Origin of the sequence: Klebsiella grimontii, assembly GCF_042137965.1 — a bacterium.
Lineage (GTDB): Bacteria > Pseudomonadota > Gammaproteobacteria > Enterobacterales > Enterobacteriaceae > Klebsiella > Klebsiella grimontii.
Map to the genome: position 1 here is coordinate 526632 of NZ_CP169721.1, position 15829 is coordinate 542460.

13 protein-coding genes are annotated in these 15829 nt (G+C 57.4%); 8 read left to right on the forward strand and 5 right to left on the reverse strand.

The window, feature by feature from the left end:
* Window positions 1-9: 9 nt before the first annotated feature.
* Entirely contained in the window at window positions 10-1311 is a 1302-nt protein-coding gene (locus ACE3MN_RS02510) for an oxaloacetate decarboxylase subunit beta (protein ID WP_064342152.1), read from the forward strand.
* Between the two features lie 126 nt (window positions 1312-1437).
* Complete coding sequence (locus tag ACE3MN_RS02515; protein ID WP_102650348.1) at window positions 1438-2136, forward strand: triphosphoribosyl-dephospho-CoA synthase; 699 nt, start codon at window positions 1438-1440, stop codon at window positions 2134-2136.
* 26 nt (window positions 2137-2162) lie between these two features.
* On the opposite strand, the gene degS is transcribed toward ACE3MN_RS02515, so the two are convergent.
* The 3 genes from degS to zapG form a co-directional block, all read right to left on the reverse strand.
* Window positions 2163-3221 (reverse strand): outer membrane-stress sensor serine endopeptidase DegS, encoded by a 1059-nt coding sequence (gene degS, locus ACE3MN_RS02520; RefSeq protein ID WP_004134703.1) that lies wholly within the window; start codon window positions 3219-3221, stop codon window positions 2163-2165.
* An 86-nt stretch (window positions 3222-3307) separates the two neighbouring features.
* Complete coding sequence (degQ, locus tag ACE3MN_RS02525) at window positions 3308-4675, reverse strand: serine endoprotease DegQ (protein ID WP_102650349.1); 1368 nt, start codon at window positions 4673-4675, stop codon at window positions 3308-3310.
* Window positions 4676-4847: 172 nt separating this feature from the next.
* Entirely contained in the window at window positions 4848-5246 is a 399-nt protein-coding gene (gene zapG, locus ACE3MN_RS02530; RefSeq protein ID WP_004125749.1) for a Z-ring associated protein ZapG, read from the reverse strand.
* Window positions 5247-5436: 190 nt separating this feature from the next.
* On the opposite strand from zapG, the gene zapE reads away from it, so the two are divergent.
* The 6 genes from zapE (at window position 5437) to ACE3MN_RS02560 (ending at window position 9474) form a co-directional block, all read left to right on the forward strand.
* Window positions 5437-6570 (forward strand): cell division protein ZapE, encoded by a 1134-nt coding sequence (gene zapE / locus ACE3MN_RS02535; protein WP_049100555.1) that lies wholly within the window; start codon window positions 5437-5439, stop codon window positions 6568-6570.
* A 219-nt stretch (window positions 6571-6789) separates the two neighbouring features.
* Entirely contained in the window at window positions 6790-7218 is a 429-nt protein-coding gene (gene rplM, locus ACE3MN_RS02540; protein ID WP_004106200.1) for a 50S ribosomal protein L13, read from the forward strand.
* A 15-nt stretch (window positions 7219-7233) separates the two neighbouring features.
* Entirely contained in the window at window positions 7234-7626 is a 393-nt protein-coding gene (gene rpsI / locus ACE3MN_RS02545) for a 30S ribosomal protein S9 (RefSeq protein ID WP_000829815.1), read from the forward strand.
* Window positions 7627-7937: 311 nt separating this feature from the next.
* Entirely contained in the window at window positions 7938-8576 is a 639-nt protein-coding gene (sspA, locus tag ACE3MN_RS02550) for a stringent starvation protein SspA (RefSeq protein ID WP_004134697.1), read from the forward strand.
* A 3-nt stretch (window positions 8577-8579) separates the two neighbouring features.
* The gene (gene sspB / locus ACE3MN_RS02555) at window positions 8580-9068 is read left to right on the forward strand and encodes a ClpXP protease specificity-enhancing factor (RefSeq protein WP_014226996.1); all 489 of its coding nucleotides are present in this window, start codon (window positions 8580-8582) and stop codon (window positions 9066-9068) included.
* Between the two features lie 310 nt (window positions 9069-9378).
* The gene (locus ACE3MN_RS02560; protein WP_223226930.1) at window positions 9379-9474 is read left to right on the forward strand and encodes a DUF1120 domain-containing protein; all 96 of its coding nucleotides are present in this window, start codon (window positions 9379-9381) and stop codon (window positions 9472-9474) included.
* A 173-nt stretch (window positions 9475-9647) separates the two neighbouring features.
* Here ACE3MN_RS02560 and gltD read toward each other — a convergent pair whose 3' ends face one another.
* Both gltD and gltB read right to left on the reverse strand, forming a co-directional pair.
* On the reverse strand, window positions 9648-11066 hold the full coding sequence (gene gltD / locus ACE3MN_RS02565) for a glutamate synthase subunit GltD (RefSeq protein WP_024358762.1): 1419 nt from the start codon (window positions 11064-11066) through the stop codon (window positions 9648-9650).
* Window positions 11067-11075: 9 nt separating this feature from the next.
* Window positions 11076-15536 (reverse strand): glutamate synthase large subunit, encoded by a 4461-nt coding sequence (gene gltB, locus ACE3MN_RS02570; protein ID WP_375364249.1) that lies wholly within the window; start codon window positions 15534-15536, stop codon window positions 11076-11078.
* Window positions 15537-15829 lie beyond the last annotated feature (293 nt).

Below are 15829 nucleotides of genomic sequence, written 5' to 3' on the forward strand. Positions count from 1 at the left end.
ACAGGAACCATGGAAAGTCTGAACGCCCTGATTCAGGGCATGGGCCTGATGCACCTCGGCATCGGCCAGGCCATCATGCTGCTGGTGAGCCTGCTGCTGCTGTGGCTGGCGATTGCGAAGAAGTTCGAGCCGTTACTGCTGCTGCCGATTGGCTTCGGCGGCCTGCTGTCGAATATCCCGGAGGCCGGGCTGGCGCTGACCGCCCTGGAGAGCCTGCTGGCCCACCACGACGCCGGGCAGCTGGCGGTGATTGCCGCGAAGCTCAACTGCCTGCCGGACGTTCATGCCATCAAGGAGGCATTAGCCCTGGCCCTGCCGTCGGTGCAGGGGCAGATGGAGCAGCAGGCGGTGGATATGGGCTACTCCGCCGGGGTGCTGGCGGTGTTCTATAAGGTCGCCATCGGGTCGGGTATCGCCCCGCTGGTGATATTTATGGGCGTCGGGGCGATGACCGACTTCGGCCCGCTGCTGGCCAACCCGCGCACCCTGCTGCTGGGGGCGGCGGCGCAGTTCGGTATCTTCGCCACGGTGCTCGGGGCGCTGACGCTGAACTACTTCGGGATTATCAGCTTCACCCTGCCGCAGGCGGCGGCGATAGGCATTATCGGCGGCGCGGACGGTCCGACGGCGATTTACCTGTCGGGCAAGCTGGCGCCGGAGCTGCTGGGAGCCATCGCGGTGGCGGCGTACTCATATATGGCGCTGGTGCCGTTAATCCAGCCGCCGATTATGAAGGCGCTGACCACGGATAAGGAGCGGAAAATCCGCATGGTGCAGCTGCGCACGGTGAGCAGGCGGGAGAAAATCCTGTTCCCGGCGGTGCTGTTGCTGCTGGTGGCGCTGCTGCTGCCGGACGCGGCGCCGCTGCTGGGGATGTTCTGCTTCGGCAACCTGATGCGCGAAAGCGGCGTGGTGGAGCGCCTGAGCGACACGGTGCAGAACGCGCTGATAAATATCGTGACCATTTTCCTCGGGTTATCGGTGGGCGCCAAGCTGGTGGCGGACAAGTTCCTCCAGCCGCAGACGCTGGGGATTCTGGTGCTGGGGGTGATTGCGTTCTGTATCGGCACCGCGGCAGGCGTGCTGATGGCGAAGCTGCTGAACCTGTTCAGTCACAACAAAATCAACCCGCTGATTGGCTCGGCCGGGGTGTCGGCGGTGCCGATGGCGGCGCGGGTATCGAACAAGGTGGGGCTGGAGTCGGACGCGCAGAACTTCCTGCTGATGCACGCGATGGGCCCGAACGTGGCGGGAGTGATTGGCTCGGCGATAGCCGCCGGGGTGATGCTCAAGTACGTGCTGGCGATGTAGCTCTGTGCTCTTCCCGGAGGCGGCGCGTTGCGCCTGTCCGGGCTACGGGATCGCAGATGACTGTAAACCCGTAGCCCGGGTAAGGCGTCAGCCGCGACCCGGGAGATTTCCTGTAAGGAGACTTTGATGAATGAAACCATAGCATTACGTCCTGACAGCAGGGCGTTGGCAAAGGACAGCGTTGTTGATTACACCCTTGCGTCGCTGGAGGAACTTGAACAACTGCATCCGGCTCTGAATCTGCTGGCGCACCCATCAATCGCTCAGGATAGCCATGATTTCTTTGTCCGTTGCTATGACGCTGGCGTACGGCATGCGCAGGCCGGGGCCGCTGAAACGGTGGCGGCTTTACCTGATTCGCTGACACATGAGCAGCAAGGGAGCGGGCTACTGTGTGCGGCTGCCGGGCGTCTGGAAATTCTTGGTCAGCCACTGACGCACAATCGTCTGTGCGACCTCGCCGGTCAGTTCTGTGCTGGCATGGCGGATGTTGATAGCGAAATCCGCAGCGGTTTCTATACCGTGCGCAGCATATCGCTGCCGGTTTACCGGCGGCTGCTGCGGGATAAGCATTCATATGGCATCTGCCTGCAGCAGGCGCTGCTGCATCTGCTGGCCTGGAAAAGTGATTCCCCCTGGGCGCGGCAGCAGGCCCAGCGGTTGCTCTGGCAGGGGGGAGTTCTGGGTGATAACGGCGAGTTTGCGCTGATGACGCTCGATGATGAACTGCGGGAGCGCCAGTTTGCGTGGCCCGGATTGTGGTCGCTGCTGGCCGTGACCGGGTTTCTGGCGAAATTCCCGGCCGGGCCATTGTTTGCTGATTGAAAAGCGCTCCCCTGGCGGGGAGCCTGTTAATTGGTCGCAGGATATTCCTGGACGGCGATATGCAGCGTAAGTTTTTTATCATCGCGCATAATCACCACCGGAATTTCCGAGCCCGGGCGAATCTCTGCGACCTGGTCCATGGTTTCCAGGGCGGAAACGGCGGGCTTGTCGTTAACCGAAATAATGACGTCGTTGGCGCGGATCCCTGCCTGGGCGGCCGGGCCTTCCGGCGCAACATCATTCACCACGATCCCCTGCAGCTGATCGATCCCGCCGCCCTGCGCATGCAGCGGCGCAATTTCGCGGCCGCTGATCCCTATATAGCCGCGAATAACGCGGCCATCGCGGATCAGCTTATCCATAATCTTGGTTGCCAGCTGGAAAGGGATCGCAAAGCCGATCCCTTCCGGCGTTTCGCCATCGTTGCTTTTATCAAATGACAGGGTATTGATACCCATCAGCTCGCCCAGCGAGTTCACCAGCGCGCCGCCGGAGTTACCGTGATTGATTGACGCGTCGGTCTGCAGGAAATTCTGGCGCCCGGTGGGGTTCAGGCCGATACGGCCGGTGGCGCTGATAATGCCCTGGGTAATGGTTTGCCCAAGGTTGTACGGGTTGCCGATCGCCAGCACGACGTCACCGATATGCGGCACGCGTTTCGGGTTAATCGGAATGACCGGCAGGCCGCCGCTGGCGTTGATTTTTAACACCGCCAGATCGGTGAGAGTATCCGAGCCGACCAGCAGCGCTTCAAAAACCCGACCATCCTGTAGGGCCACGATAATCTGATCGGCATCGTTGATAACGTGCTTATTGGTCAGGATATAGCCGCGCTGATCCATGATCACGCCGGAACCGAGCGTTAGCTGGTTATGGCTGGTGCTGTTGAGTGCCCGGTTATAGACGTTCACGACCGCCGGGGCGGCGCGGCGAACGGCGGAATTATAGCTGGCGGGGGATTCATCCGCGCTATCGTATTGCGTGGTCGGCGAAAGCTGCCACTGGCGCAGCGAAGGCATAACGGCCAGCAGCAGACCGCCGACAATCAAACCAATAAGTATCGAACGTAAAAGCTTTCCAGGCATGATGCAGATATCGTTGATGGATGGACAGGCGCAGCATAACACGTCTTGTCCGGACATCGCACTGCACGCGATGCCCGGAAGGCGAGTTAACGCAGCAGCAGATAGATGCTTTCGCTGCCGCGAACGACGTTCAGCGCAATCACCGTCGGCTTGCTTTCAAGCACTTTTCGCAGTTCGGCAATGGACCTTACGCGCTCGCGGTTGAGGCCAATAATGATGTCGTCTTTATGCAGCCCCGCCTGGGCGGCAGGGCTGGCTTTATCGACATTATCAATGACGACGCCTTTGGTCCCGTCTTTCATCTGACCGTCGCTTAACGATGCGCCCTGCAGGGCTGGCGCGATAAGTTCGGCGCTGGCGGAAGAAGAGGTGCTCTTGTCGAGGGTGACTTCAACTTCTACGGGCTTTCCTTCGCGCAGGAGCCCCAGCTTCACCTTGGTCCCCGGCTCGGTCGTGGCGATGCGGGAGCGCAGTTCGGCGAAGCTGTTGAGCGGCTTGCCGTTCAGGCTGACGATAACGTCGCCAGATTTGATGCCCGCTTTGGCCGACCCTGAATTTGGCAGCACTTCGCTGACGAAGGCGCCGCGCTGGACGTCGAGATTCATCGCTTTGGCGATATCCGCGCTCATTTCCATGCCTTTGATGCCCAGCAGGCCGCGTTTGATTTCACCAAACTGAATAAGCTGCTGGGAGAGAATTTTCGCCATATTGCTGGGGATCGCGAAGCCAATGCCGACGCTGCCGCCGCCCGGGGCCAGAATGGCGGTGTTGATGCCAATCAGCTCGCCGTTGAGGTTCAGCAGCGCGCCGCCGGAGTTGCCGCGGTTGATCGAGGCATCGGTCTGGATAAAGTTCTCCAGCCCTTCAAGATTCAGGCCGCTGCGGCCAAGGGCTGAAATAATCCCGGATGTGGCGGTCTGACCCAGACCAAACGGGTTACCGACGGCGACGGCGAAATCGCCTACCCGCAGCTTATCGGAGTCGGCGATCGCGATTTGCGTCAGATTGCTGGGTTTTAACAGCTGCAGCAGGGCGATATCGCTCTGCTCGTCGCTGCCGACCAGTTTGGCATCGAACTCGCGACCATCGTTAAGCTGGACGCTGATTTTCTGCGCCTGATTAATCACGTGATTATTGGTCAGCACGTAGCCTTTTGCCGCGTCAATGATGACCCCAGAACCCAGGCCTTCAAACGGCTGCGCCTGCTCTTGCGGCGCATTGTCGCCAAAGTACTTCTTCAGCTCTTCCGGCATATTCTGCGCGGGTGACGCGGAGCCCTCAACCTGTACGCTCACCACCGCCGGCAACACTTTTTCCAGCATCGGCGCGAGGCTTGGCAACGCGCCCTGGCCGGGAACCTGTGTCGGTAAAGACGCTGCTGCCGGAGGTAAGGCGGACAACGACAACCCAACGCTTAACGCTAACGCACTTAACAGCAAAGTCTGTTTATTCATTAGATGCTGGCTCTCGTAACCTGAGGTGTATGGGAAACGTCCCGAATGGTCCGATGTTATTGAATTTTCGGCCCGGTAACAATGTGGGCGATAGTTAAATTGTAGCTGGGATGAGAGGTTGAAACGGGCGCTGAGGGTGCGCCCGGAAAATATTTTTACTGTCGTTGGCGGATTAGTCGCGCTTTACGCCGCCGCGCAGCAGGCCGGAGGCGCCTTCAGAGTAGTCGCGCGGCATCTGGACCGGAGCCTGATCGTTGCCCGCTTCAGACTCTTCCAGACGATTGCGGAACGGATTGGCGTCCGCCATGCTGTCCGGCAGCAGGTTGCTGGAACTTTTCGCCATATGCTGATACAGCTGGCGGTAATCATGCGCCATGTTATCCAGTAGCTCTGCGCTCCGGGCAAAATGGCTTACCAGCTCTTCGCGGTACTCTTCCAGCTCTGCTTTATTCTTTTCCAGTTCAAACTGCAGCGCCTGCTGTTGGCGTAATTTGCGATTGCCAAAACGCATCGCGACGGCGCCGATAATGATGCCGACAACTAGCCCAATTAGCGCGTATTCCCAGGTCATGAACATCTCCCGTTGTTTTGTGGTTCCGTAGGATGGCTGTGAGGCTCTCCGCCTGCGCCCGATAGTGCCACTATAACCGCTAATTCCACAGAAGTGGAATCCTGGCGTATCATCACGTAGTGTAGAGCGGCCTTTTTTTCGTCAATCGTGAGCTACGGCATTACGGTTTTCAAGGAATAAGAATTAGATCATGCAAAGCCTGTCCCCAACATCGCGTTACCTTTCCTCTCTCAACGAGGGGAGCCACCAACCTGACGACGTACAGCGAGAAGCGGTCAGCCGCCTCGATACGATTTTTCATGAATTGCAGAATAAACCTTCGGCAGCGCCGCAAACCGGCGGCGGTTTACGGGCGAAATTCGGCAAGCTGCTGGGCAAGCGCGAACCCGTTGCCGAAACGGTCGCGGTTCGCGGTCTCTATATGTGGGGCGGGGTCGGCAGGGGGAAAACCTGGCTGATGGACCTGTTCTATCAAAGCCTGCCGGGAGAACGTAAACAACGTCTGCATTTTCATCGGTTTATGCTGCGGGTACATGAAGAGTTAACGACGCTGCAGGGGCACAGCGATCCGCTGGAAATCGTTGCGGACCGTTTTAAAGCTGAAACCGACGTGCTCTGCTTCGATGAGTTTTTCGTCTCTGATATTACCGATGCGATGCTGTTGGGCGGTCTAATGAAAGCGCTGTTCGCTCGCGGCATAACCCTGGTGGCGACATCGAATATTCCTCCTGACGAGCTGTACCGGAACGGCCTTCAGCGCGCCCGTTTCCTGCCCGCCATCGACGCCATTAAGCAACATTGCGATATCATGAATGTCGACGCCGGTATTGATTACCGCCTGCGCACGCTGACCCAGGCGCATCTGTGGCTGTCGCCGCTGAATGCTGAGACCCAGCAGCAGATGGATAAATTGTGGCTGGCGCTGGCAGGTGCGAAGCGCGAACAGGCGCCGACGCTGGAGATCAACCATCGTCCGCTGCCGACGCTGGGCGTAGAGAACCAGACGCTGGCGGCGTCGTTCGCCACGCTGTGCGTGGATGCGCGCAGCCAGCATGACTATATTGCGCTCTCGCGTCTGTTTCATACCGTGATGCTTTTTGAGGTGCCGGTGATGACTGGGCTGATGGAGAGCGAGGCGCGGCGCTTTATCGCCCTGGTTGATGAGTTCTATGAGCGCCACGTTAAACTGGTGGTCAGCGCGGCGGTACCGCTTTATGAGATCTATCAGGGTGAGAGGTTAAAATTCGAGTTCCAGCGCTGTTTGTCGCGCCTGCAGGAGATGCAGAGCGAGGAGTATCTGAAGCGGGAACACTTACCGGGGTAAAACCGGGTACAAATCACATAAAGGGGTCGATCTTTGACCCCGACTTCTCTATAATCTTGCGACCCCACGTTACGAGAAGGTTTTTTTCCCAAAACTTTCTATGTGCCGGCATAGGCTATTCGAAGGGGTAGGTTTGCTGGACAATGTCGTGTGAACCTCAACTGACTAAACGTTTGGGTGTTCACCAACGTGTAACTTATTTATTTGGGTAAGCTTTTAATGAAAACTTTTACAGCTAAACCAGAAACCGTAAAACGCGACTGGTATGTTGTTGACGCGACCGGTAAAACTCTGGGCCGTCTGGCTTCCGAACTGGCTCTGCGCCTGCGCGGCAAGCATAAAGCGGAATACACTCCGCACGTTGATACCGGTGATTACATCATCGTTCTGAACGCAGAAAAAGTTGCTGTAACCGGCAACAAGCGCGAAGACAAAATGTACTACCACCACACCGGCCACATCGGTGGTATCAAAGAAGCGACCTTTGAAGAGATGATTGCCCGCCGTCCTGAGCGTGTGATTGAAATCGCGGTTAAAGGCATGCTGCCAAAAGGCCCGCTGGGTCGTGCTATGTACCGTAAGCTGAAAGTTTACGCGGGTAACGAGCACAACCACGCGGCACAGCAACCGCAAGTTCTTGACATCTAATCGGGATTATAGGCAATGGCTGAAAATCAATACTACGGCACCGGTCGCCGCAAAAGTTCCGCAGCTCGCGTTTTCATCAAACCGGGCAACGGTAAAATCGTTATCAACCAGCGTTCTCTGGAACAGTACTTCGGTCGTGAAACTGCCCGCATGGTAGTTCGTCAGCCGCTGGAACTGGTCGACATGGTTGAGAAATTAGATCTGTACATCACCGTTAAAGGTGGTGGTATCTCTGGTCAGGCTGGTGCGATCCGTCACGGTATCACCCGCGCTCTGATGGAGTACGACGAGTCCCTGCGTGGCGAACTGCGTAAAGCTGGTTTCGTTACTCGTGATGCTCGTCAGGTTGAACGTAAGAAAGTCGGCCTGCGTAAAGCACGTCGTCGTCCTCAGTTCTCCAAACGTTAATTGTTTTCTGCTCACGCAGAACAATTTGCGAAAAAACCCGCTTCGGCGGGTTTTTTTATGGATAAATTTGCCATTTTCCCTCTACAAACGCCCCATTGTTACCACTTTTTCAGCATTTCCAGAATCCCCTCACCACAACGTCTTCAAAATCTGGTAAACTATCATCCAATTTTCTGCCCAAATGCAGGTGATTGTTCATTTTTTGTTTGGATGACGAACGAAATGAAGTCACGCAAATGGGGTTTTTACATCTGGCTGGCCATGCGTGGTCGGCAGCAGTACAAAAATTCTGAATATACCTGGAGGTTTTCATGGCTGTCGCTGCCAACAAACGTTCGGTAATGACGCTGTTTTCTGGTCCTACTGACATCTATAGCCATCAGGTCCGCATCGTGCTGGCCGAAAAAGGTGTTAGTTTTGAGATAGAGCACGTGGAGAAGGACAACCCGCCTCAGGATCTGATTGACCTCAACCCGAATCAAAGCGTACCGACGCTTGTGGATCGTGAGCTCACTCTGTGGGAATCTCGCATCATTATGGAATATCTGGATGAGCGTTTCCCGCATCCGCCGCTCATGCCGGTTTACCCGGTGGCGCGTGGGGAAAGCCGTCTGTATATGCAGCGTATCGAAAAGGACTGGTATTCGTTGATGAATACCATTCAGACCGGTACCGCTGCGCAGGCTGATACTGCGCGTAAGCAGCTGCGTGAAGAACTACAGGCGATTGCGCCAGTTTTCACCCAGAAGCCCTACTTCCTGAGCGATGAGTTCAGCCTGGTGGACTGCTACCTGGCACCACTGCTGTGGCGTCTGCCGGTTCTCGGCGTAGAGCTGGTCGGCGCTGGCGCGAAAGAGCTTAAAGGCTATATGACTCGCGTATTTGAGCGCGACTCTTTCCTCGCTTCTTTAACTGAAGCCGAACGTGAAATGCGTCTCGGTCGGGGCTAAATGATGGATGTATCACAGCTGACGCCGCGTCGCCCGTATCTATTACGAGCGTTCTATGAGTGGCTGCTGGATAACCAGCTGACTCCGCATCTGGTCGTTGACGTCACTCTGCCGGGCGTAATGGTCCCGATGGAGTACGCTCGCGATGGGCAAATTGTTCTCAATATTGCCCCACGCGCTGTCGGTAACCTCGAGCTGGCCAACGACGAAGTGCGTTTTAACGCGCGCTTCGGCGGCGTGCCGCGCAATGTCTCCGTGCCGATGGCTGCCGTACTGGCGGTTTACGCGCGTGAGAATGGCGCAGGGACCATGTTCGAACCGGAAGCGGCCTATGATGAAGATGTCACTAGCCTGAACGATGACGAAGAGCTGCCTGACAGCGAAACGGTCATGTCGGTGATCGATGGCGATAAGCCGGATAATCACGACGACGATCCCGACGATACGCCGCCTCCTCGCGGTGGGCGTCCGGCGCTGCGCGTCGTAAAATAATCTTTGCCAGGCCCTTCGGGGCCTGTTTTATATCTTAATTCACATCTGAATTTGATAACATCATTGAAAATGAGCGAAGCGTGTTTCTGAACATGCTTCGCTTTTTTTATCCTATAGTCGGCGGCCTTGGTGTAAATAGATCCGTTTTAGTTCCCGGATTTTTTTGCGATCCTGGCCAAATTGACCCTGGCCCAATACTTTATGCCGCCAACAATCTGAACATGGATTTTACCGTGACCGCGGAGGCGGCGGGGTATACACCGACTTTAGTAATAACGACATCGTTGATTTTGGCTCGCGGCATGTCGGCTTGCTATCAACCACCGCCTTTACCCAACTGGGCGCGCGGGACATCACTTTAACGATTCACTGTGAGACGTCCACCGGGATCGCCATTACGGCATGAGATGCCCGCGCCAGTTCCGCTATCACAGGCAAAGACGCCTTTACAGATAAGCGCAGCGGTTGGGGATAATATCAGAAGCGGGCAGAAGGTGTAGCTGGACGGCGAGGCGGTAATCAGCATTGTTTATCTTTGAATAAAGAGCTTGCGGGCACGGAGCCCGCAAGCTTCTCATTTTACACTTCCAGATAGTTCAGGATCCCGTCAGCCGCCTTACGGCCTTCGGCAATCGCCGTCACCACCAGATCGGAACCGCGAACGATATCACCCCCGGCGAAGATTTTCGGGTTGCTGGTCTGGAAGGCGTTGTCGCTGCCTTCCGGCGCAATCACGCGGCCCTGAGAATCGAGCTCGACGCTGTGCTTCGCCAGCCATTCCATGCTGTGTGGACGGAAACCAAACGCCATTACAACGGCATCGGCGGGCACCACATGCTCAGAACCGGCCACGATTTCCGCGCGGCGGCGGCCTTTCGCATCCGGCTGGCCCATCTCCGTACGCGCCATCTTCACGCCGCATACCTTACCGTTGGCATTCACTTCAATGCCCAGCGGTTGGACGTTGAACTGGAACTCCACGCCTTCTTCACGCGCGTTTTTCACTTCGCGCTTCGAGCCCGGCATGTTCTCCTCATCACGGCGATAGGCGCAGATGACGTGAGTGGCGTTCTGGCGAATCGAGGTCCGCACGCAGTCCATAGCGGTGTCGCCACCGCCAAGAACCACGACGCGCTTGCCTTCCATGCTGACGTACGGCTCGTCCGCCGTTTCGCCAAAGCCCATGATCTGTTTGGTATTGGCGATCAGGAACGGCAGCGCATCAAAGACCCCGCTAGCGTCTTCGTTTTCCAGCCCGCCGCGCATGGACTGATAGGTCCCGACGCCGAGGAACACCGCATCGTAATCTTTCAGCAGATCGTCGAGCTGTACATCGCGGCCCACTTCGATATTAAGTTTGAACTCGATGCCCATGCCGGTGAAGATCTCGCGACGGCGGGTCATCACCTCTTTTTCCAGCTTAAACGCCGGAATACCAAAGGTCAGCAGACCGCCGATTTCCGGATGGCGATCGAAAACCACCGCCTTCACGCCGTTGCGGGTCAACACGTCGGCGCACGCCAGGCCCGCTGGACCCGCGCCGATAATGGCGACGGTTTTACCGGTTTGCTTTACGCCGGTAAGGTCGGGGCGCCAGCCCATTTCGAACGCTTTATCGTTGATATAGCGTTCGATGTTGCCGATGGTGACCGCGCCGAACTCATCGTTCAGCGTGCAGGAACCCTCGCACAGACGATCCTGTGGGCAAACGCGCCCGCAGACTTCCGGTAAGGTATTGGTTTGATGCGACAGCTCCGCCGCTTCAAAAATACGTCCTTCATTAGCCAGCTTCAGCCAGTTCGGGATGTAGTTATGCACCGGGCACTTCCATTCGCAGTACGGGTTGCCGCAGGACAGGCAGCGGTCCGCCTGTGCTTTGGCCTGGCCTTCTGAAAACGGCTCGTAAATTTCCACAAATTCAATTTTACGGATCTTCAGCGCTTTCTTTGGCGGATCAACTCGCTGTAAGTCGATAAATTGATAGACATTCTGACTCATCTTAACCCCTTACTGCGCCTGCACCCGCAGCTCAGCTGCGGAACGACTACGGTGACCCAACAGTGCTTTAACATCGCTGGACTTCGGTTTAACCAGCGCAAACTTCGCTGAGAAGGCCGGCCAGTTAGCCAGGATCTCTTCGCCGCGCTGCGAGCCGGTAAGCTGCACGTGCTCGGTAATCAAACCGCGCAGGTGCTCTTCATGGATGGCCAGAGAGTCAACGTCCAGCACTTCTACCAGTTCAGGGTTCACGCGTTTGCGGAAGTCGCCATCTTCATCCAGAACGTAACCAAAGCCGCCGGTCATGCCTGCGCCAAAGTTGACGCCGGTTTTACCCAGCACGCAGACGATGCCGCCGGTCATGTATTCACAGCCGTTGTCGCCAATACCTTCGACGACGGTGATCGCGCCGGAGTTACGCACCGCGAAACGCTCGCCCGCACGGCCCGCAGCATACAGGCGACCGCCGGTCGCGCCGTACAGGCAGGTGTTGCCGATGATGCTGGCTTCGTGGCTACGGAAGGCCGAGCCTACCGGAGGACGAATGGCGAGCAGGCCGCCGGCCATCCCTTTACCCACATAGTCGTTCGCATCGCCAGTCAGATGCAGTTCGACGCCGCCGGCATTCCACACGCCGAAGCTCTGGCCCGCAGTACCGCTAAAGTGGGCGACAATCGGGTCGGCAGCGAGACCCTGGTCGCCGTGAGTCTGGGCGATATAACCGGACAGCGATGCGCCAACGGAGCGGTCGGTGTTGCGGATATCGAACCAGAACGTTTTGCTCTGCTTGCTGTCAACAAACGGTTTCGCCTGCTGCAGAAGCTGGGCATTGAGTACGCCATTGTCGAACGGCGGGTTGTTCTCCGTGCAGTACAGCGCTTTGCCAGGATGCGGCTCAGCGGTTTCCAGCATCTTGCTCAGATCCAGCTTCTGCTGCTTGGCGGTAAATCCGTCCAGCTCTTTCAGCAGGTCGGTGCGACCAATCAGATCCACCAGACGCTTCACGCCCAGCTGCGCCATCAGCTCGCGAGTTTCGCGGGCGATGAATTCAAAGTAGTTGGTCACTTTAAACGGCAGACCGTGATAGTGGTTCTTACGCAGTTTGTCGTCCTGGGTTGCTACGCCGGTTGCGCAGTTGTTCAGGTGGCAAATACGCAGATATTTACAGCCCAGCGCGACCATTGGGCCGGTACCGAAGCCGAAGCTCTCAGCCCCGAGGATAGCCGCTTTGATGATATCAAGGCCGGTTTTCAGGCCGCCGTCCACCTGCAGACGAATTTTGTGGCGCAGCCCGTTGGCAACCAGCGCCTGCTGGGTTTCCACCAGTCCCAGTTCCCACGGACAGCCTGCGTACTTCACTGAAGAGAGCGGGCTGGCGCCGGTGCCGCCGTCATAGCCAGCGATGGTGATTAAATCCGCGTAAGCTTTTGCCACGCCGGTGGCGATAGTCCCGACGCCCGGTTCGGAAACCAGCTTCACGGAGATCATCGCCTTCGGGTTGACCTGCTTCAGGTCGAAAATCAGCTGCGCCAGATCCTCGATAGAGTAAATATCGTGGTGCGGCGGCGGGGAGATCAGCGTCACGCCCGGCACGGAATAGCGCAGTTTGGCGATGTAGGGCGTCACTTTATCGCCCGGCAGCTGGCCGCCTTCGCCAGGCTTCGCGCCCTGAGCGACTTTAATCTGGATAACGTCGGCGTTGACCAGATAAGCGGGGGTTACGCCGAAGCGGCCGGAAGCAACCTGCTTAATGCGCGAGACTTTATTCGTGCCATAGCGCGCCGGGTCTTCGCCGCCTTCGCCGGAGTTGGAATTACCGCCGATGCTGTTCATCGCTTCCGCCAGCGCTTCGTGCGCTTCGGGGCTCAGCGCGCCGATAGACATCGCCGCGGTATCGAAGCGTTTGAACAGCTCGCTGGCCGGCTCAACGTCTTCCAGGCTCACCGTGGTGCCGTCCGGCGTCACGGCCAGCAGATCGCGCAGCGTTGCCGCCGGACGCTCGTTAACCAGCTTCGCGTACTGCTGGTAATCGCCGTATTCGCCGATTTGTACCGCTTGCTGCAGGGTACGCACCACGTCCGGGTTGTAGGCGTGATATTCGCCGCCGTGGACGTACTTCAGCAGGCCGCCCTGGTCCAGCGGTTTACGCGCCAGCCAGGCACGTTTCGACAGGTTCAGCAGATCCTGCTGGAAGTCATCGAAGCCCGCGCCGCCGATGCGGCTGACGACGCCCTGGAAGCACAGGTCGGAGACGTCGCGATGCAGGCCGACAGCTTCAAACAGCTTCGAGCAGCGATAGGACGCAATGGTCGAAATCCCCATCTTCGACATGATTTTATACAGACCTTTGTTGATGCCGTTACGATAGTTCAGCATCACCGCGCGGTACTCTTTGTCGATGGCTTTGTTATCCACCAGCTTCGCCAGGGTTTCATAGGCGAGGTACGGGTAGATAGCCGTCGCGCCGAAGCCGAGCAGTACGGCAAAATGGTGCGGATCGCGGGCGCTGGCGGTTTCGACAATAATGTTGGCATCGCAGCGCAGGCTCTTATCGACCAGTCGGGTCTGAATTGCGCCGACCGCCATCGGAGCCGGTACCGGCAGACGGTTTTTCGCGATGTTGCGGTCAGAGAGCACCAGCAGAACGGTACCGTTACGTACCATCTGTTCGGCTTTATCGCACAGCGCCTTCACGGTTTCAGCCAGCGTGGTTGCGGTGGCATCAAAAGTGATATCCAGGACGTCGGCGCGATAGTGCTCCTCTTCCATGGTGGTCAGCTGTTTAAAATCGGAGTACAGCAGAATCGGCGATTTGAAGCTCAGGCGGTGCGCCTGGCCTTCCGCTTCGCAGAAGACGTTCATTTCACGGCCGATGCTGGTGGCCAGCGACATGACGTGCGCTTCGCGCAGCGGATCGATCGGCGGGTTGGTCACCTGCGCGAACTGTTGGCGGAAGTAATCGTAAATGATACGCGGCTGGCTGGAGAGCACGGCAAATGGGGTATCGTCGCCCATTGAGCCGACCGCCTCCTGGCCGTTTTCACCCAGAACGCGCAGGACGGAGTCCAGCTCTTCAGCGCTGTAGTTAAACTGTTTCTGGTAGCTGGCGAGGGTATCATCGTCCAGCTGGCGGCTACCGACCTCTTCATCCGGCAGATCTTCGAATGGCACCAGGCGACGGACGTTTTTCGCCATCCACTCTTTATATGGGTGGCGGCTTTTCAGATCGTTGTCGGTTTCCGCGGAGTGCAGAATACGCCCCTCGCGGGTATCGATAACCATCAGCTCGCCCGGGCCAACGCGGCCTTTTTCGACCACTTCATCCGGCTGGTAATCCCAGATCCCGACTTCGGAAGCGCAGGTGATGAGCTTGTCTTTGGTGATGACGTAGCGCGCCGGGCGCAGACCGTTACGGTCGAGGTTACAGGCGGCATAGCGACCGTCGGACATGACGATGCCCGCCGGGCCGTCCCACGGCTCCATATGCATGGAGTTAAAGTCGAAGAACGACCGCAGGTCTGGATCCATATCCGGGTTGTTTTGCCAGGCTGGCGGCACCAGCAGGCGCATGGCGCGGATGATATCCATCCCGCCCGCCAGCAGCAGCTCCAGCATGTTATCCATGGAGCTGGAGTCAGAGCCGGTTTCATTGACGAACGGCGCGGCGTCGTGGAGGTCCGGGATCAGCGGCGTCTGGAACTTATAGGTACGGGCGCGGGCCCACTGGCGGTTGCCGGTGATGGTGTTGATCTCGCCGTTGTGCGCCAGATAGCGGAACGGCTGCGCCAGCGGCCAGCGCGGCACGGTGTTGGTGGAAAAGCGCTGGTGGAACAGGCAGATCGCCGACTCCAGGCGCAGGTCCGCAAGATCCAGGTAGAAGCGCGGCAGATCCGCCGGCATACACAGACCTTTATAAATGTTGACCAGGTTCGACAGGCTGCAAACGTAGAAATCTTTATCTTCCTGCAGGCGTTTTTCGATACGGCGACGCGCGATGAATAAACGGCGCTCCATGTCGCGCGGACGCCAGCCAGCCGGGGCGTTCACAAAGATTTGTTCAATACGGGGCAGCGAGGAGAGGGCGATTTCACCAAGAACGCCTTCATTAGTCGGCACATCGCGCCAGCCAACGATAGACAGCGTTTCGCGTTGAAGTTCTTCTTCGACGATGCGGCGTGCCGCTTTGGCCAGTTCAGGATCCTTATTAAGGAACAGCATCCCAACGGCGTAATTTTTGGCTAAACGCCAGCCGCGCTCTTCCGCAACAATTCGGAAGAAACGATCGGGTTTTTGTAGCAGCAAGCCACAACCGTCGCCGGTTTTTCCATCGGCAAGAATCGCGCCGCGGTGCTGCATTCGGGCCAGTGCGTGTATAGCGGTTCGCACTACCTTGTGGCTAGGTTCGCCTTCTATGTGGGCGATCAGGCCGAAACCACAGTTATCCCTCTCAAGGGATTTATCGTACAACATATCAGTGAACCTCCCCAGGCTCTACGGGACACCCTCCGATACCGATTGCGCACGGGCACAGAAAGAGCATGGCGACGGGGTTTACACCTCGCATTCGCCCTCTTTAAATCCTTTTCGCGTCGGTACACAAGTTTGAGGACTTGCTGTTAAGAGGGAATCTCAATTACTGCATAAATATGATGAGCAGAGCGCTCATCCAGAAAGCTTCCAGCGGATTCCCAACTTATCGGGAATCCACACATACGTCAAATGGCAATCTTATTTATACAAAAATGTGCTATACAACATATAAT